This is a genomic window from Turicimonas sp. TL08 (genome assembly GCF_054660695.1).
Window position 1 is genome coordinate 26,483 of sequence record NZ_BAAGDP010000013.1, and the last position, 18,028, is coordinate 44,510.

The window sequence follows — 18,028 nt, forward strand, 5'->3', positions numbered from 1 at the left end:
GAGAGGTTTGTGATTATTGGAGGAAGCGTAAAGCTTTCTCAAGAAGAGCTGAATATAACTCGAACTGAAGCTATTCCTACTCCGTGGGGCGAGCCTTCAGCGCCCTTTGAATTTGCTGAAGTAGAAGATAAAGAAATTATTTTCTTTCCCAGACATGGCCGAGTCTGCCGGAAGCCTCCGCATCTAATCAACTATCGTGCAAATATGTGGGCGATCGCACAATTAGCACCAAAAGCGGTTGTTGCTCTTTGTTCGGTTGGCGGGATTGTGGAAGAGGACAAGCCAGGTTCTATTGCTGTTCCGGACCAAATCATCGACTATACCTGGGGGAGAGAAACTTCATATAACAAAGGTGACTCAGAGACCATTACTTTTATCGATTTCACCGAACCTTTCAGCGGACAGCTTCGGGAAAAACTTTTAGATGCGGCAGATGATCTTTTAATACCGGTTATAGACGGCGGAACGTATGCGGTTCGACAAGGTCCGAGACTCGAAACTGCGGCAGAAATCAAGAAACTTGCTCAAGACGGTGCCCATTACGTCGGTATGACTTTGATGCCGGAAGCTTGTTTGGCCAGAGAGTTAGGACTCAATTACGCGGCTATCTGCCAAATCGTCAACCCTGCTGCCGGAATCGGCCTTTCATCTTCTAAGATTGACATTAAGGCCTTTTCAGATGTGAGTGAAGAAGCGACCAAGAAGAGTCTCAAGATAGCACTAAAGGCTTTTGAAAGCTTTTAATGCTTTCAAAGTAGGCCTCTGCAGAAGAGGCCTCAAGGAGTTTTGCGCTTTCTGATAGTTCCCAAGAAGTACCGTGTCTTAAGACGGTCTCAGTTCTAAAATTTTTAGCAAAGCCGTTTCAAATTCTGCGGCAAACTGAGGATCTGCCAGCCGAGGATTTTCGATTACGAAAACGTCTTCGATTCTTTCTCCCAATGTAGCAATTCTTGCGGTGATGAGGTTAATCTTAAACTCGATAAAGACGCGGGCGATTGTGGCCAGAATGCCCAGTCTGTCTGTGGCTGCAACCGATAACAAATAGTGGCTTCCGCCGGCGTCGGCTCTAAGCTGAACCTCAGGCGTAATCGGGAAGTTTTTAGAGTGTCTCGACAGACGTCCTTTTATCGGAGGCTGCAGAGGCAGCTGATTATCAAGCCTATTAATTAAATCGGCTTTCAGCTCTTCAAATTTTTCCTCGCTTGAAGAGTTTAGGTTATTGTCAATGACCACGAAATGGTCTAAGACTCGTCCGGTCTTACCGGTATAAATTCTTGCTTCTAGAATTGAAAGGCGGTAGCTCTGGAAAGTGGAAACAATGCGGGCAAACAGCTCGTTCCGGTCTTCCGTCAAAACGACAACCTCATAGGCATTCGGAAGGCCTTTGACCGGTCTGTAAATTACATAGGAACTCTTTCTGTCCATGTGATCCAAAAGTTCTTTTGACTGCCAAAGAATGTTGTCGACGGAATGCCGCATGAAATAGCCGACGTCAAAGTCCTCCCAGAATTGCTCAAGCTTTTCTTTTTCTTTGGCGTTGAAGTTCCCGGCTTTGAGGACATCTTCCCGTCGGTTATTGACCAACATGGTCTTGGATAAGGATTTTCCTTGCAAGAAATTGGCGGTGGCGTAGAACAGTTCCTCCAACAATTTGGCTTTCCAGCTGTTCCAGACTTTCGGACCTGTTGCACGGATATCGGCAACGGTAATCAAGTAGAGCCCTGTGAGGCGGTCTAATGAAACGACTTTCTCAGCGAATTTTTTAATAACTTCGGGGTCAGAGATGTCTTGTTTTTGCGCAACTCTGCTCATTGTCAAATGTTCTCTAACGAGAAATTCAATATAGTCCGTTTCTTCCGGAGTTAAGTTATAGCTTTTAGCAAAAATCTTTACTTCTTCTGCACCTATGCGGCTATGGTCCCCGCCGCGGCCTTTGCCGATATCATGGAAGAGAAGGGCTGCTACGAGACGCCAATTGTCTTCCAATGACATCATCAGTTCAGTCATAAGCGGCATCTCATGAGCGTTCTCGCTTTTTGTAAAACGTCTCAAATAGCTAATGGCTAAAATCGTATGTTGGTCAACAGTGTAGGCATGGAATAGATCATGCTGAAGCTGGCCTACAATGCGGCCGAATGGAGGAATCAGTTTGGAAAGGATTCCGAGTTTGTTCATCTCCTTTAAGCAGTGGTAAACACCTTTTTTAGCTTTTAGAATTTTGAGAAAGCTGGACTTAACTTCATCAAGCGAAGCAAAGTTGTCGGGAATACGCTTGTCCAAGTTTCCGTATGCTCGATGAATAGTCGTAGAAAACTTGTTGATTTCTCGATGTTCGGTAGCCAAAACAAAAGGCATTAAGAGCATGGCCGGATCGTTTTGGTAGAAGTTTTCATTTTCAGTGTCAAGAACGTCGCCTTTAACTAGAAAGCCGTTGCCGATGCTGACTCCTTTTTGTTTCGTGACTGAGACGAAGTGTTCTTTTAGTGCCTGAAGGATGACGTCATTTAATAGTTCAATCGATGAAGCAACGGCGTAGTACTGCTGCATCAGTTTTTCGCTGGCTCTTCTGTCGGCGTCCGCTTTGAATCCAAGCTCTTTAGCTAAAGATTCTTGAATTTCAAAAAGCAGTCTGTCCTCATGACGATTTACAAGAAGATGCACATGAATTCGCAGCCAAAAGAGAGTTTTCATGTCTTCATGAATTTTTGTTTGCTCATAATTAGTGAGCAGACTCGGTATTTCTTTATTCTTTTTAGCGGCATCAAGGTAGGCGGCTTTAAGAATCCACGTTACGATGTGAAGATCGCGCAAACCTCCCGGAGATTCTTTGATATTCGGTTCGAGTGCATAGGTCGTTTCCTGGAAACGCAGATGCCTTTGCTGCTGCTCGATGAATTTGGCTCTGAAGAAGTCAACAAAATTCAGTTGGACTTCCATCCTTTCGGTGTATTTCTTGTATAGGCCGGCGTCGCCCATAAGAAAACGTGATTCCAACATGGCTGTCTGGGCGGTGATATCTTCTTCGGCTTGGGATATACATTCGTCGATAGTCCGGACGGAATGTCCAACCGTAAGTCCGAGTGACCATAGATCGTTTAAGACTTGTTCAATGACTTTTAGCTCTGAGTCTTTGATATCTTCCGGCAGGAGAAATAAAAGGTCTAAGTCAGAAAACGGAAACAGTTCACAACGGCCGTAACCGCCCACGGCAACAACCGCAATTCTGGGAGAAAGATTGTTGTCCGTGCAGATGGCCTCTATGGCTTCGTCCGCTGCATGGGTGTGCTTAAGAAGATACTCAAAGGGATCAGAATGTTCTTTGAATTCTTTGGCAAGAATTTGTCGTTCGTTAGTAAAGTCAGTGACGGCTTGTTGGTTCATTTTTTTGACTTCCAAAGTTTTCTTTCTTTGATTCTACATTTCCGGCTTTCTGTTTTAACTGAAAGATAGTTTTGCTTGTTGAGGTAAGAATCTTCCAGGAGAAAGAGAAAACTAGAAGGAGGAATGAACTGGGAAAAATCAGGCGAATCAGAAGACCTCAGAAAAGTCTTAACAAAAGAAGCAAATCTGCCGATAGGAATCTGCTGAGTTTCTGAAAAGAGGATTTCGCATTAAAACCATTTACCGACAATAGGCGTAATCCAGAGCCAGAAGGGAGCAGAAAAGGCAAACACCAAGGTGCTGACTGCCAAAGTAGATGCTCCGTCTTTGACGTAAATGTTGTATCTGCTGCTGATGATCAAACCTGAGAAGGCAGGAGGAAGGGCGCAAGCGAGAACCATCATAGAAAGGCTTTCAAGAGGAAGGTGATAGAAAGCTCCTGCAAGACAAACGACCAAAGGGCTTAAAAAGTTTCTGAAGAAAACATTCCAAATAATTTCAGGTCCTACGCTGAATTTAACTGTAGCTAGGGCTAAACCGGCTGCAAACACAGCTACGCCGGAATTCGCTTTTGCAATCAAATCTAAAGAAGGATATAAAGCATCGGGCATACGAATGCCGCATAGAACAATAGCGACGGCGAGCATAGGTGCCCAAACCACCGGCTGCTTAAGGGAGTTGATGATTGCCTTAATACTTGAGTTTGCTTGCTGACCGTTCGCACCTGCCGGTTGCCCCATATTCATTAGAAAGAATCCGATTGGAATCAACACAGCATTTGAAAGGATCGCTTCAATGGCTACGACTAATCCCGTTTGAGTGGAGGTGCCGAAGACCGGATCTAAAACGGCAAAGCCCAGGAAACCAACCGTCGGAGCACCGGTAATCAGCGCACATACCGCAGCTTGCTGGATGGAGTGCTTCCAAAACTTCTTGCAGATATAAAAGCAAAGAAGAAACATTCCTACTTGACCTGCAAAAGAGATGATCGTGAGAAGAAGATCTCCGGATATTAATTCGCGGTTGGCTTTGGTAATAGAGGCAAAAAGAGCAGCAGGCAAAGCAATATCGAGGACGACCTTGTTTAACGCCTGAGTTTGGTCCGGTGTAAAAGCATGAATTTTTGCCCCGGCGTATCCCAACATCATGATCACAAAAATCGGTGCAATATCGTTAACAATAATGTTGTAAAACATGTGTCGGGGCCTCTGCGTTAAATGTTAGGTATTTTCAAAGTTTTTATCCTCTAGCCCATTGTATTGACAACAATATTTAGCATTCTCACTAACATATGAAATCGGGTACAAAAAAGCCTCCGTTTTCGGAGGCTCATGAAAAATTACTTAACCCAGCTAGGAGGCTGCGGACATCCCGGGGAAACAGTTAAGACTTCATAACCGGTCTCAGTAACCAAAACCGTGTGCTCCCATTGTGCGGAGAGGCTTCTGTCTTTGGTTACAGCGGTCCAGCCATTAGGCATAATTTTCAAAGCGTGTTTGCCGGCGTTGATCATTGGTTCAATGGTAAAAATCATTCCCGGCTTCATTTCGGGGCCTTCACCCATCTTCCCAATGTGTGCGACAAAAGGTTCTTCGTGGAAACCTCTTCCTACGCCGTGACCACCGAATTCTCTAACGATAGAGCAGCCGGTAGGGCCAACATACTGCTGAATGGCGTAGCCGATGTCGCCGAAATGAGCCCCGGGCTTAACCATGCAAATGCCTTTCCACATCGCATTGAATGTGATCTCGCAAAGGCGCGATGCGGCGATAGATACAGGTTCTACCTTGAACATTCTGCTCGTGTCGCCATGGAATCCGTTCTTGATTACGGTGACGTCGATATTGAGAATGTCGCCTTTTTTAAGAACTTTTTGGTCAGGAATTCCGTGGCAAATCTGATGATTGACAGAGATGCAAGTGGCTTTAGGATAAGGAGTTTCACCGCCGGATGAATATCCAAGACAGGCAGAGACGTCCTTGAGTTCTTCGGTCATGTATTTGAGCATGAGATCGTCTAGCTCTTCGGTGGTGACGCCCGCCTTTACATAAGGTTCAATGAAATCCAATACCAGAGCAGCGTCTCTGCACGCAGCTCTCATTCCTTCAATTTCTTCAGGAGTTTTAATAACGATTTTTTTAAGTGACATTTTTAATTCCAAGTTTTCTGAATTCTAGTCATCCTAAGAAAGAAAAAAGTGATTTGTTTGCAAATTGTGCATAATTTTCTTAAGAGCTCGTAAATATTTATAACGGCGAAGGCCGAGGTCGGACGATGAAAGGTCCAAAAGCTCATCCAAACCCAAAGAGAGTCAATTAATTAAGCCAGGTTCCGATAATTACAATTCTTTGTAAAACCTTCGATTCTAGTGTCTTGTTTCTGATAGAATTCTGCCCCAATTGGCATAAGCCAAGAATATTTTTAAATAGCGCACCTCCTCTACTAGGGTTCCGTTCGGACGAGGGAAGAGGTGTTGGAATTAAACCCTAAAGGAAAAAAACATGACAACATTGAGCATGCGTGAACTTCTTGAAGCAGGCGCACACTTCGGCCATCAGACACGTTTCTGGTCTCCAAAAATGGCACAGTACATTTTCGGTTCCCGCAACAAGATTCACATCATCAATCTCGAAAAAACAGTTGAAGGCTTCAATGACGCCGCTAAGTTTTTGACAGATTTAGCTGCTAACGGCGGTACTATCCTTTTCGTAGGCACAAAGCGCACATCTCGCGAAGCTATCGTTGAAGAAGCTAAGCGCGCCGGTATGCCTTACGTTGATCAGCGCTGGTTGGGCGGCATGCTCACCAACTTCAAAACAGTTAAGGTTTCTTTGAAACGTCTCAAAGAAATGGAACAGACTGTTGCTGATGGTGGTCTCGACAAGATGACTAAGAAAGAAGCTCTTGACTTCACTCGTGAACTAGAAAAGCTCAACAAAGCAATGGGCGGTATCAAGGAAATGACTGTTGTTCCTGACGCTTTGGTTATCGTTGACGTCGGCTATCACAAGATTGCTATTCAAGAAGCTAACAAGCTCGGTATTCCAGTTGTTGGTGTTGTTGATACAAACCACAACCCAGCTGGTGTTCAGTACATCATCCCTGGCAACGACGACAGCGCACGTGCTGTTAAGCTCTATGCCAAGGGTTTTGCAGACGCCATTTTGGAAGGCAAGAACAAGAGACTTGACGAAACAGTTAAGGCTGCCGGTAAAGACGAAGACTTCGTAGAAGAAGTTCAAGTTGAAGAAGCTCCTGCTCAGTAATCAATCTTAGCAATCTAACTAGGAGGGGGCGTATTCAGCCCCTTTCTTTTAAAACTTTTACTTAAAGGATAAACATAATGGCTGCTATTAGTGCCGCAATGGTTAAAGAACTCCGTGAAAAGACTGATGCCCCGATGATGGAGTGCAAAAAAGCTCTTACAGAGGCTGAAGGCGATATGGCCAGAGCCGAAGAAATTCTTCGCGTTAAGCTTGGCAACAAAGCTACTAAGGCTGCTTCCCGTGTAACAGCTGACGGCGTAGTTGCTATCTATATCGACGAGCCAAAGACTACCGGTGCTATCGTTGAACTGAACTCTGAAACAGACTTCGTTGCCAAGAACGCTGATTTCATCGCTTTCGCAAATGACATCGCTAAGTTGATTGCTGAAGCTAAGCCGGCTGATTTGGCTGCCTTGTCTGAACTTCCGCTCAACGGTTCTACAGTAGAAGCTATTCGTAAAGCTCTTATCGGTAAGATTGGCGAAAATATTTCTATCCGCCGCTTCCAGCTTCTCACAGCTAAGGGCAAACTCCACAACTACATCCACGGCGGTGCCAAGATCGGCGCTATCGTTGATATCGTTGGCGGTGATGACGAAGTTGCTCATGATGTTGCAATGCACATTGCTGCTTCCAAGCCAAAAGCATTAAATGCTGAAGGCGTTGATCCTGAATTGATTGAAAAAGAACGCCGCGTCGCTTCTGAAAAGGCCCGCGAAAACGGCAAGCCCGAAGAAATGATTGCACGTATTGCTGAAGGTTCCGTCAACAAGTTCCTCAAAGAAGTTACACTTATGTCTCAACCGTTCGTTAAGGACGACAAGAAGACTGTCAGCCAGCTTCTTAAGGAACACAAAGCTGAAGTTGCTGCATTCGCCTTGTTCGTTGTTGGCGAAGGTATGGAAAAGCGTTCTAACGACTTCGCTGCTGAAGTCGCTGCTCAGGCCGCCGCTGCACGTGCTTAATTTTTAGGAGACTATGATGGCTGAAAACGAAACACCTAAATATAAGAGAATCCTTCTTAAACTTTCTGGCGAGGCCCTGATGGGCAACGCGGCTTTCGGTATCAATCGCGATACGCTTAGAGCCATTGTCGGAGAGGTAAAGAGCATCGTTGATTTAGGTGTGGAATTAGCCATCGTCGTCGGTGGAGGCAACATCTTCCGCGGTGTTGCACTCGGCAGTACCGGTATGGATCGCGCTACAGGCGACTACATGGGTATGCTGGCCACTTGCATGAATGCAATGGCTCTTCAAGACTGCCTCAGAAATGAAGGCGTTGAAACACGTGTTCAATGTGCTTTGGACATTGATCAGGTTGCCGAACCGTACATTCGCGGCAAAGCTCTCAGCCACTTGAGAAAGGGCAGGGTGGTGATTTTCGCGGCCGGTACCGGCAACCCGTTCTTCACAACCGATACGGCGGCTGCCTTGCGCAGTATTGAAATCGGTGCTGAAGTTGTTTTGAAAGCTACTCAGGTAGATGGTGTCTTTACGGCTGATCCGAAGAAAGATCCGACAGCTAAGATGTTTAAGAGCCTGACTTTTGATGAGGCTATTCAGAAGAAGTTAAAGATCTTAGACGCAACGGCATTTACTTTATGCCGCGACCAAAAGATGCCGATTAGAGTCTTCAATCTTCACAATCCGGGCGCATTAAAACGCGTTGTTCTCGGAGAAGATGAAGGAACTTTAGTTCACGTCTAAATAAAACCTTAAGGCTTTGATTTTTTTCAAGGCCTTTTTCAATTTCGGAGTTCTTCTTTCAATGCCTTGCACGCAGGAAAGAAGAGCTCCAAAATTTTTCCCCCTCCAAAACAGAGCTCCTTCGCTGGAAATTTTGATGAAGTGCTTCGAAAAAAGAAAGAACTGAGGATGGAATCTGCTGGTGAACAAAGCTTTTCTGCAAGGTGCCCGTAATCAAATGTTTTAGAGCAATTTTTCCGGAATGGTTATTTCTCTCTCGTGGTAAACTTAATAAATTAGCTTTCATTTTTTAAAACGCAGATTCCCTCAAGGGGAAACAACAAGATTTTTAATGGGTTAACTATGTCCACAAAAGATATTTACTCTCAGTCTGAACATCATATGCAGCGTACTATTGCTACGCTCAAAGAAAACTTCATGAAGATTCGCACCGGCCGTGCTCACACAGGTCTTCTTGAACATATCACTGTTGACTACTACGGTTCACCCACACCAATCTCTCAGGTAGCTCAGCTCGGTTTGGCCGATGCCAGAACAATTACCGTTCAGCCGTGGGAAAAGAAAATGGTTGCAGTAGTTGAAAAAGCTATTCGTAACTCCGATCTCGGCTTGAATCCCGCTACTTCCGGTGACATCATTCGCGTTCCGATGCCTCCTCTTACTGAAGAAAGAAGACGCGACCTTACTAAAGTCGTCCGCGGAGAAGGTGAAGAAGCTAAGGTTGCCGTTAGAAATCTGAGAAGAGACGCTAACAACAAGATTGCTGCCTTAGTTAAAGAAAAAGAAATTTCTGAAGATGAGCAGAGAAGAGCCGAAACAGAAATTCAAAAGTTAACTGACAAATACATCACTGAAGTTGATAAGTTAGTTGCTGAAAAAGAAAAAGAAATTATGACTGTTTAATTTCTTTCGATTATGGATATAAAAGAATTATCCGCTCAGCCACGTGAAGCGATTCCACGCCACGTGGCTGTTGTCATGGATGGCAATGGAAGATGGGCGAAAAAACGTTTTCTTCCTCGCGTAGCAGGTCATAAAAAAGGTGTGGATTCTGTCCGAGCCGTTATTCAAGCGGCCGCTGAATCAGGTGTCCGGCATCTTTCTTTGTTTGCTTTTTCTAGTGAGAACTGGAATCGGCCAGCAGATGAGGTCTCTGCTCTCATGAACTTGTTTCTGACGTCTTTGGCAAAAGAAACCTCTGCTCTGCACAAGGCCAATGTCCGTATTCGTATGGTCGGCGACCTCTCTCGTTTTCCGGAAGAGCTGCAGAAAAAAATTGCGGAATCGCATAAGCTGACAGAAAACAATACCGGTTTGACGCTCAATATTTGCGTCAATTACGGCGGCAGATGGGAAATCATTGAAGCTTGCAAAGCAATGATGAAGAAAGGAGTTGCTCCTGAAGATGTCACTGAAGAACTTTTTGCAAGAAATCTTCAAATCGGAGACTCAGGAGACGTAGACCTTTTTATCCGAACCAGCTCTGAAAGCCGCATTAGTAATTTTCTCTTGTGGGAGCTTGCCTATAGTGAGCTCTACTTTACCTCCGTTTTATGGCCGGATTTTGGTAAAAAAGAATTTAAAGAAGCATTATTGTGGTACGCATCAAGAGAAAGACGCTTTGGTAAGACCTCAGAGCAAATCTCGGAGAAAAATGCCAATAAATAGGAGGTAATAACATGCTTAGGCAAAGAATAATTACGGCTGTTATTTTATTTATCGTCATCATCGCGGCCTTGTGGATGGGCCCATGGGCTTTTACGGCAGTTGCGGCTATCGCCATGGGAGCCTGTCTCTGGGAGTGGCTGCGCTTGGCAAAATGGAATAACGCTCTATGCCTTCTGATCGGTTTTGCAGCAGCTGTATTTTTCTACTGGCTCGAAATGTTCCAGCCGATTGATGTGAACATGCTTCAGTCGGGAAATGGTCTGCTTATTATTTCTTCTGTCGGTACTGTCATTTGGACGGTTTTAACCTGTGTAGTTTTCTTTAAGAGAATGTCCGGCTGGAACGTTCCGAATCCTTTGGCATGGCTTTCGGCTTTAATTTTTGTTCCTTGCGCTTGGTTCTCGTTAATGTTCTTATACCGCGAGTTCGGTGCCGTCTACATGATCTCCGTTTTGGCTATCGTCTGGGTTGCTGACATTACAGCATACTTTGGCGGACGTGCCTTACAAGGCCCTAAGATGGCTACCGGAATTAGTCCCAAGAAAACATGGTCTGGGGCTCTCACAGCAGTTATTTGTGTTCTTGTTCTGAGCTACGTTTTGTATGCGGTTGCTCCGCAAGCCCCGTTCTGGACAAACACTATTATTTCTAAGCTGACTGTGTTTGCTTCAGCTGCCATTTTGTTCATTACCGTTCTTTTCTCTATTGCCGGAGACCTTTTCGAAAGCGCAGTAAAACGTACTGCCGGAGTAAAAGATTCGAGCAATTTGCTTCCCGGACACGGAGGTGTTTACGACAGATTGGATGCCCAGTTTGCCGTACTTCCTTTAGCCGTCTTTATTTTGCTTTTTATCCAAGGTTTGTAATTAGATGAAAAAAGTCTCAATTCTTGGAGCAACCGGTTCCATAGGCACCAGCACCATTGATGTTTTAAATAGGTATCCCGAAAAGTTTGCTGTTAGAGCAGTTACAGCTTATTCCAATGTCCAGAAATTAGCCGATGCGGCTAAAAAAACAAATGCGGAAGTTGCTGTGATCGGTGACTCCCGACTATTTGGGGAGCTTCAAGAAGCCCTTAGGGCCCGTCAATTAAAGACCATAGCTAAAGCCGGAGAAAAAGCTATCGTAGAAGAGGCTGCCGATCCCGAAGCAGAAATCGTTGTCGGTGCAATTGTCGGGGCGGCAGGTATTGCCTCTACTTTCGCTTCTGCGAAGGCAGGGAAACGTCTTCTTTTAGCCAATAAAGAAAGCGTAGTGTGCGGAGGCCGGCTATTGATGGACACCATTAAAGCGTACGGAGCCCAACTGCTTCCCGTTGACAGCGAACATAATGCGGTTTTTCAATGCTTGGAAAGCGCCTCAGAAAAAATGCGCCAAAGCCACCGTATTATTTTGACTGCTTCAGGGGGCCCGTTCCGTAAACGTATGGATCTTTCCACGGTGACGGTCGAAGAGGCAACCCATCATCCGAATTGGTCTATGGGCAAAAAGATTACCGTCGACAGTGCTACATTGATGAACAAGGGTTTAGAAGTTATTGAAGCAAGGTGGCTTTTCGACACTCCCGAAGATCGGATAGATGTCGTGGTTCATCCCCAGAGTATTATTCATTCCATGGTTCAGTACGAGGATGGGGTGGTTTTAGCCCAGTTGGGAGCGCCGGATATGCGTAATACGATTGCATATTGCCTCGGCTATCCGGAACGCTTAAATGCCGGCGTAAAACCTTTGGATTTTTCCTCCATTCATGAGCTGACCTTTGAAAAACCCGATACCAAGAGATTCCCGCAATTAGCGTATGCCTATGAAGCGCTTAGACGAGGAGGCTGCAGCTGCATCATGCTCAATGCCGCAAATGAGATTGCCGTTGAGAATTTCTTGAAAGGGAAGATACGTTTTATAGATATTCCTAAAATCTGTGAAGTCATGATGCTCAGCGCTTCTGAACAAGCTCCGAAGTCATTAGAGGATGTTTTGGAGGCCGACAAAGAGGCAAGAATTCTGACTCAAGAATACATCAGTGGTTATACAGGAGAGTAGAAGTTGAATTTGTTGACAACGCTTCTTGCGTTTGCCGTAACTTTAGGAATTTTAGTTGTCATTCATGAGTTTGGGCATTATTGGGTCGCTCGAAAGTGCGGCGTAAAAGTCCTTAATTTTTCCATAGGTTTTGGAAAACCTCTTTTTGTTTGGAAGAATCCCAAAGACCCGGATCAAGTCGAGTGGAGAGTATCTGCCATACCTCTCGGCGGATATGTCCGCATGCTTGATGAGAGAGATGAGTCGTGCCTGCCTATCAAGCCTGAAGACGCTAAGAGAACTTTCAACTCAAAAAATGTGTGGCAGAAATTTGCCATTGTTGCCGCCGGGCCTGCATCTAACTTACTTTTAGCGATTCTCCTTTACTCGATCATTTTCTTTGTCGGTACTACCGATCTTCTTCCGGTTGTTAAGGCACCTTTGCAGGGAACTCCGGCTGCTTATGCCGCCATTGAGGACGGAGATAAAATTCTCGCTGTGGGCGGAAAACCTGTCAGTACTTTCAGTGATATGCGCCTGGAAATGCTTAAGCATGCCGGACAGGTAATTAATCTTGAGGTCGAATCTTCCGATGGAAACGTCCGAGAAAAAAGAATTGACCTTGCAGGATTGAAGCTCGAAGAAGAGGAACCGGGTAAAGATTCTTTTGCTGATTTAGGTGTTGAGTTAAAAGTCGGAGATCCTTACATTCGAGATTTCGTTTCCGGATCAGTTGCTGAAAAAGCCGGTTTAAAGAAGGGGGACACCGTCCTTGCCATTGATGGAAAAAAGATCACAGATATCAAACAGCTGGTAAATCTCATTAGAGAGTATCCGAATAGAGAAGCTACTTTTACTGTTTTGTCTGCGGACGGGAAGAAACACGATGTAACTTTCACTCCCTTGGCTGTTGAAGATGAAAACGGGAAACAAATCGGCAGGATCGGAGCGGTTTTCGGAGTGGATCTACCCAAGACTACCGTTTCGTACGGCCTTTTTAGAAGCGTTTGGGAAGGAGCTAAGAAAACTTGGGATACGGCGGTATTTTCCGTTGAAATGATTTGGAAAATGCTGACCGGTGAAGTATCCGTAAAAAATATTTCCGGCCCGGTTACCATTGCGGATTACGCGGGACAGACAGCCCGCCTAGGGTTGGAGCCGTTTATTTCGTTTTTGGCGCTTGTCTCTATTAGCTTAGGAATATTAAATCTGCTACCTATTCCTATGTTAGACGGCGGCCATCTCCTGTATTATTCCGTTGAAATAGTGACGGGGCGCCCGGTCTCTGAAAGAGTACAAATGGCGGCCCAGAAGGTTGGAATCGCGGTGTTATGCGGTTTAATGTTTTTAGCTTTATTCAACGACTTAAATCGTTTAATGCCTTGATTTACAAACTAAAAATTTAATAATTCTTTTAACATGATGAGAATACCTCAAAAAACAGTCTGCGCTTGTCTGGTCTCTCTGGCGATGTCTTCGCCTTTTGCTCAAGGACATGTGATTAAAGACATAAGACTAGAAGGAATTTCACGTACAGAAGCAGGTACCGTGTTTTCTCACTTGCCGATTAGAGTAGGCGATACCTACACACCGGAATTAGGTGCTGAGGCCTTGCGTTCTCTCTATGCTTCCGGGATGTTCCGCGACATCGAACTGGATATGGACGGCAATGTGTTAGTTGTTCGTATTCAGGAACGTCCTACTGTTGCGGGTATTGCTACAACCGGCATTTCGGAATTCGATAAAAAAGGCGTTGAAAAATCGTTGAGAGACGTCGGACTTGCTGAAGGCATGATTTTTGACCGCTCCACTCTGGAGAGAGCCACTCAGGAATTGAGAAGACAATATTTGGCTCGCGGTCGTTATGCAGTTGAAATCAAGACTACCGTCACTCCGTTAGAAAGAAACAGGGTCCGTGTCAATATTGACGTTGATGAAGGAAACGTTTCGAAGATTCAGCAAATCCGCTTTGTCGGCAACACTGTTTACGACGAAGGCGATTTGCGTGACGAAATGCAATTAGGCACGCCTAACTGGTTCTCTTGGTACACCAAACGAGATCAGTACTCCAGAGAAAAACTGCAGGCTGACTTAGACGCTATTCGAGCTTTGTATAACAACAACGGATACCTGGATTTCAGAATTGACTCTACTCAAGTTTCCGTCAGCCCGGATAAATCCAGTATTTATGTCACCATTAACGTTTCTGAAGGTAAAAAGTACAAAATCAAAGATATACGCTTGACAGGCGATATGCTTGGGTTGGAACCGGAATTTGAGTCTTTAATTGATATCAAGCCGGGAAGTGTTTACAACGCTTCTGAAGTTAATGAACTGAGCAAAAAGTTTATCGACAAGCTTTCTACTTTAGGCTATGCCTTTGCGCGTGCCACTCCGGAGCCCTTAACAGAGGGTGCTAACAGCGATGAAGTTTCCTTGGTCTATACCATCGACCCGGGGCGCCGAGTGTACGTTCGTAAAGTCAACATTACCGGCAATACCAGAACTCGCGATGAAGTTATTCGCCGTGAAGTTAGACAGTATGAATCCAGCTGGTTTGACAGCGATAAGGTTGCAGTTTCAAGAGACAGAATCGACAGACTTGGTTTCTTCGAAACCGTTACAGCCGAGCCTCATCCTGTAACAGGATCTCCGGACGAAGTTGATTTGGAAGTGAAGGTTAAAGAAAGACCGACCGGTAATATTTCTTTAGGTGCAGGTTACTCTACTTCAGAAGGTATTATTTTGAGCGGTGGTTTTGCTCAGAACAATATTTTCGGTACCGGTAATTCTTTATCCGTTGAAGTCAATACGTCTAAGAGTACTCGCACTTATGCTGCGACCTTCACTCAGCCGTACATTACAACTTCCGGCATCAGCCAGTCTTTCGAAATTTACGACAGACGTATGGACCTGGATGAGCTCGAAATTACTGACGACGTTAAGTACGAGACCTATGGTGCCGGTGTTACCTACGGTATTCCAATTACGGAAAATGACCAAATCTTCTTAGGCGGCAAAGTTGAAATGACCGATGTTAAGGTCGGAAGCAGGGCTCCTCAAAGATATTGGGAATATGTGCGTGATTACGGCGACAAACCGAAATCTGTTGCTGCTACATTAGGATGGTCAAGGGATAGTCGAGACAATGTGTTGGCTCCGACAAGAGGCCGTTACCAGAGATTGTTCGGTGAAGTTTCTCTGCCGGTTTTAGACCTGAAGTACTATCGTGCGACTTATCAATTCCAGCAATTCGTTCCGGTTACTAAGTCCATTACTTTTGCCTTTAATACTGAAATCGGCTATGGAGATGGATATGCCGGCAAACCATATCCGTTCTTCAAGAACTTCTACGGCGGCGGTATCGGTTCTGTCAGAGGTTTTGAATCCTCTTCTCTCGGACCTAGAGATTCTGACGGTGATGCTTCCGGTGGTAATAGAAAGTTCAACTTCTCGCTCGAACTCTTGACGCCGATACCGGGTGCTGATAGAACTTTGAGAATGTTTACCTTCTTGGACGGCGGATGGGTTTGGGGCCGAAAAGCCGAGTATATTGGCTCAGGTGCTAACCGTACTGTTAGATACAAGAAAGATAAGCTAGACTTCGGTGATCTCAGATACTCCGTAGGTTTTGGTCTAGCTTGGATTTCACCGATGGGTCCGCTTAAGTTGAGTTTCGCAATACCTCTTAACAAGAAAGATAACGACGAACTTGAAAGATTCCAGTTCCAAATCGGAACAGGCTTCTAATATTTATGGCACAATTCAATAATTGTGTTGGAGATAATATTCATGCAAAAAAAATTGTTAACACTCGCATTGGTTTCTTCACTTTTTGCAGTTGGCGCAACAGCCGTCCAAGCTGCTGAAATGAAGATTGGTGTTGTAAATACAGAAGTTATTCTTCGTGACTCTCCTGCTGCCCAAGCAGCCAGCAAGAAGTTAGAGCAAGAATTCTCTAAACGCGACAAAGACATTAATGCAGCCGGTCAGAGACTTAAGAGCGATATCGAAAGATTCGAAAAGAACGCTTCCACAATGACCGAGCAGGAAAGAATCCGTAAGCAGAGAGACCTCGGCGAACGTGACAGAGACTTCCAGAGACGTCAAAGAGAGCTCAGAGAAGACTTTAATCAGAGACGCAACGAAGAACTCCAGAAGCTTTTGCGTCAAGCTAATACAGTCATTAAGAACATCGCTCAGCGTGAAAAATATGACTTAATTCTTCAAGAAGCCATCTACGTTAATCCGAAGATTGATATAACGGACGAAGTTCTTAAAGAACTCAAGTAATTCTCACCAATTGGCAGACTCTTGTCTGCCAATTGTGTATAAAGCCGGGGGCTTCCCTCGGCTTATGTCTTTCAGTAACGGATGTTTCAACTTTGCACGACATTAAGTTGAATGCAAAAGATTCTTTTTAGAGGTTCTAAATCATGATTCATAAAACAGGGCCAATTACTCTGATTGACTTAGTCGATCGTATTAAAGAGTTAAGCAACGATACGTTGCTTAGTACCATCTCTGCTAATGGCCAGAATGAAAAAATCAATATGATTGCTCCTTTGGAGACCGCAGGCCACGGAGACGTTGCTTTCTTGGCTTCTCCGAAGTACAGAGAAGAGGCAAAGAACTGCAAAGCTACGGCTCTTGTTCTGACTGAAGAAGACAAGCACGCTATTTGGGGCGATAAAGACCCGGAAAGAATCACCGTCATTACAAAAAATCCTTACGCTTGGTTTGCCTACGCTCTCCAAGTCATGCTTCCTGAAGTCAAGCCTGAACCGGGAATCAGCCCAAAAGCTACTATTGAAGACGGTGCTGTCGTTGATCCGACGGCTACCGTTGAGCCCGGTGTAGTTATCAAAGCCGGTGCAAAGATTGGTGCAAAAGCTTGGATCGGCGCAAATTCCGTCATTTCCGAAGGCGTTGAAATTGGTGAAGGAACACATCTTTATCCGAACGTCAACATCTACTACGGATGCAAGATTGGACGCAGAAACGTTATCCATTCCGGGGCAGTTATCGGGGCGGACGGATTTGGATTTGCTCCGTTGGATAAGATGTATGTAAAGATTCCGCAGGTTGGCACAGTTGTGACAGGAGACGATGTTGAAATCGGCGCTAACACTTGTATTGACCGCGGTGCTTTGAACAATACTACTATCGGAAACGGTACCAAGATTGATGACTTGGTTATGATTGGCCACAACTGTAAAGTCGGCAATAACGTTGTTCTTTCCGGAAGAGTAGGGATGGCAGGAAGCACTACGATTGGCGATAACTGTCAAGCCGGAGGCGGCGCCGGATTTGCAGGTCATTTGTCCGTTCCTGCAGGTACAATTATCGGAGGCGGTGCCGGAGTTCCAGGAACAATTGACACCCCGGGATACTACGCAGGATACATGCCTGCTTTGCCCCATAAAGAATTCTTTAACATTCTTTCTGTTATCAAACGTTTGCCGGAAATGAGAAGATCCCTCAAGCGAGTTGAAGCAAAGTTAGATTCATTAAATAAAACTGAGTAAGCAATGCAAGATATCAATGACATTATGAGGCTTCTGCCTCACCGTTATCCGTTCCTTCTGGTCGACAGAGTTTTAGAAACAAACGGTGTAGACAAGTTAATTGCAATTAAGAACGTTACTGTCAACGAACCCCAGTTTACCGGCCACTTCCCGGGCGTGCCTGTAATGCCTGGTGTCTTAATCATTGAAGCGATGGCTCAAGCCTGCGCAATGCTGGCTTTTGCACGCATGGGCGGCGAAAGAGATCCGAACAAGCTCTTCTATTTCGCAGCTATCGATAACGCCAGATTCAAACGTGTCGTCATCCCCGGCGATCAGCTCCGTTTTGAATGCACTTTCCTTAGAGAGAAAGCGGGTATGATCAAAATGCACTGCGATGCTACAGTTGACGGCGTTTTAGCAGCTTGTGCTGACATGATGTGCTCTTATAAGGCCTCAAGATAATTTTTTGGAAAATCT

General features: G+C 45.1%; 16 protein-coding genes. 13 read left to right on the forward strand and 3 right to left on the reverse strand.

Annotated features, from left to right (window positions below; translation table 11 throughout):
* Positions 1-9: 9 nt before the first annotated feature.
* Complete coding sequence (locus ACYQ4O_RS08095) at positions 10-744, forward strand: S-methyl-5'-thioinosine phosphorylase (protein WP_460175276.1); 735 nt, start codon at positions 10-12, stop codon at positions 742-744.
* 78 nt (positions 745-822) lie between these two features.
* Here ACYQ4O_RS08095 and glnD read toward each other — a convergent pair whose 3' ends face one another.
* The 3 genes from glnD to map all read right to left on the reverse strand — a co-directional run bounded on the left by glnD (position 823) and on the right by map (position 5,530).
* A complete protein-coding gene (glnD, locus tag ACYQ4O_RS08100; protein WP_308513121.1) occupies positions 823-3,381 on the reverse strand; it encodes a [protein-PII] uridylyltransferase in 2,559 nt (852 codons plus the stop codon).
* 230 nt (positions 3,382-3,611) lie between these two features.
* Positions 3,612-4,577, reverse strand: coding sequence for an AEC family transporter (locus ACYQ4O_RS08105; RefSeq protein ID WP_460175277.1), 966 nt, complete (start codon positions 4,575-4,577; stop codon positions 3,612-3,614).
* Positions 4,578-4,720: 143 nt separating this feature from the next.
* On the reverse strand, positions 4,721-5,530 hold the full coding sequence (map, locus tag ACYQ4O_RS08110) for a type I methionyl aminopeptidase (RefSeq protein ID WP_460175278.1): 810 nt from the start codon (positions 5,528-5,530) through the stop codon (positions 4,721-4,723).
* A gap of 352 nt (positions 5,531-5,882) precedes the next feature.
* Here map and rpsB point away from each other — a divergent pair, with 352 nt between their 5' ends.
* The 12 genes from rpsB to fabZ all read left to right on the forward strand — a co-directional run bounded on the left by rpsB (position 5,883) and on the right by fabZ (position 18,013).
* Positions 5,883-6,647 (forward strand): 30S ribosomal protein S2, encoded by a 765-nt coding sequence (rpsB, locus tag ACYQ4O_RS08115; protein ID WP_066592994.1) that lies wholly within the window; start codon positions 5,883-5,885, stop codon positions 6,645-6,647.
* A 77-nt stretch (positions 6,648-6,724) separates the two neighbouring features.
* Entirely contained in the window at positions 6,725-7,612 is an 888-nt protein-coding gene (gene tsf / locus ACYQ4O_RS08120) for a translation elongation factor Ts (RefSeq protein WP_066592992.1), read from the forward strand.
* Positions 7,613-7,628: 16 nt separating this feature from the next.
* A complete protein-coding gene (gene pyrH, locus ACYQ4O_RS08125) occupies positions 7,629-8,354 on the forward strand; it encodes a UMP kinase (protein ID WP_066592990.1) in 726 nt (241 codons plus the stop codon).
* Between the two features lie 342 nt (positions 8,355-8,696).
* On the forward strand, positions 8,697-9,257 hold the full coding sequence (gene frr / locus ACYQ4O_RS08130) for a ribosome recycling factor (RefSeq protein WP_308513118.1): 561 nt from the start codon (positions 8,697-8,699) through the stop codon (positions 9,255-9,257).
* Between the two features lie 12 nt (positions 9,258-9,269).
* Positions 9,270-10,022, forward strand: coding sequence for a polyprenyl diphosphate synthase (gene uppS / locus ACYQ4O_RS08135; RefSeq protein ID WP_308513117.1), 753 nt, complete (start codon positions 9,270-9,272; stop codon positions 10,020-10,022).
* An 11-nt stretch (positions 10,023-10,033) separates the two neighbouring features.
* Positions 10,034-10,888, forward strand: a complete 855-nt coding sequence (locus tag ACYQ4O_RS08140; protein WP_460175279.1) for a phosphatidate cytidylyltransferase — start codon at positions 10,034-10,036, stop codon at positions 10,886-10,888.
* A gap of 4 nt (positions 10,889-10,892) precedes the next feature.
* Positions 10,893-12,062 (forward strand): 1-deoxy-D-xylulose-5-phosphate reductoisomerase, encoded by a 1,170-nt coding sequence (locus ACYQ4O_RS08145; protein WP_460175280.1) that lies wholly within the window; start codon positions 10,893-10,895, stop codon positions 12,060-12,062.
* Positions 12,063-12,065: 3 nt separating this feature from the next.
* Positions 12,066-13,427: an RIP metalloprotease RseP gene (gene rseP / locus ACYQ4O_RS08150; protein ID WP_460175281.1), complete on the forward strand. Its 1,362-nt coding sequence runs from the start codon at positions 12,066-12,068 to the stop codon at positions 13,425-13,427.
* Positions 13,428-13,463: 36 nt separating this feature from the next.
* Positions 13,464-15,791 carry an outer membrane protein assembly factor BamA gene (gene bamA / locus ACYQ4O_RS08155; RefSeq protein WP_460175282.1) on the forward strand — a complete coding sequence of 776 codons (2,328 nt, stop codon included), beginning with the start codon at positions 13,464-13,466 and terminating at the stop codon, positions 15,789-15,791.
* A 42-nt stretch (positions 15,792-15,833) separates the two neighbouring features.
* The gene (locus tag ACYQ4O_RS08160) at positions 15,834-16,334 is read left to right on the forward strand and encodes an OmpH/Skp family outer membrane protein (protein ID WP_066592972.1); all 501 of its coding nucleotides are present in this window, start codon (positions 15,834-15,836) and stop codon (positions 16,332-16,334) included.
* Positions 16,335-16,477: 143 nt separating this feature from the next.
* On the forward strand, positions 16,478-17,569 hold the full coding sequence (gene lpxD / locus ACYQ4O_RS08165) for a UDP-3-O-(3-hydroxymyristoyl)glucosamine N-acyltransferase (protein ID WP_277037611.1): 1,092 nt from the start codon (positions 16,478-16,480) through the stop codon (positions 17,567-17,569).
* A 3-nt stretch (positions 17,570-17,572) separates the two neighbouring features.
* Positions 17,573-18,013, forward strand: coding sequence for a 3-hydroxyacyl-ACP dehydratase FabZ (fabZ, locus tag ACYQ4O_RS08170; protein WP_066592968.1), 441 nt, complete (start codon positions 17,573-17,575; stop codon positions 18,011-18,013).
* Positions 18,014-18,028 lie beyond the last annotated feature (15 nt).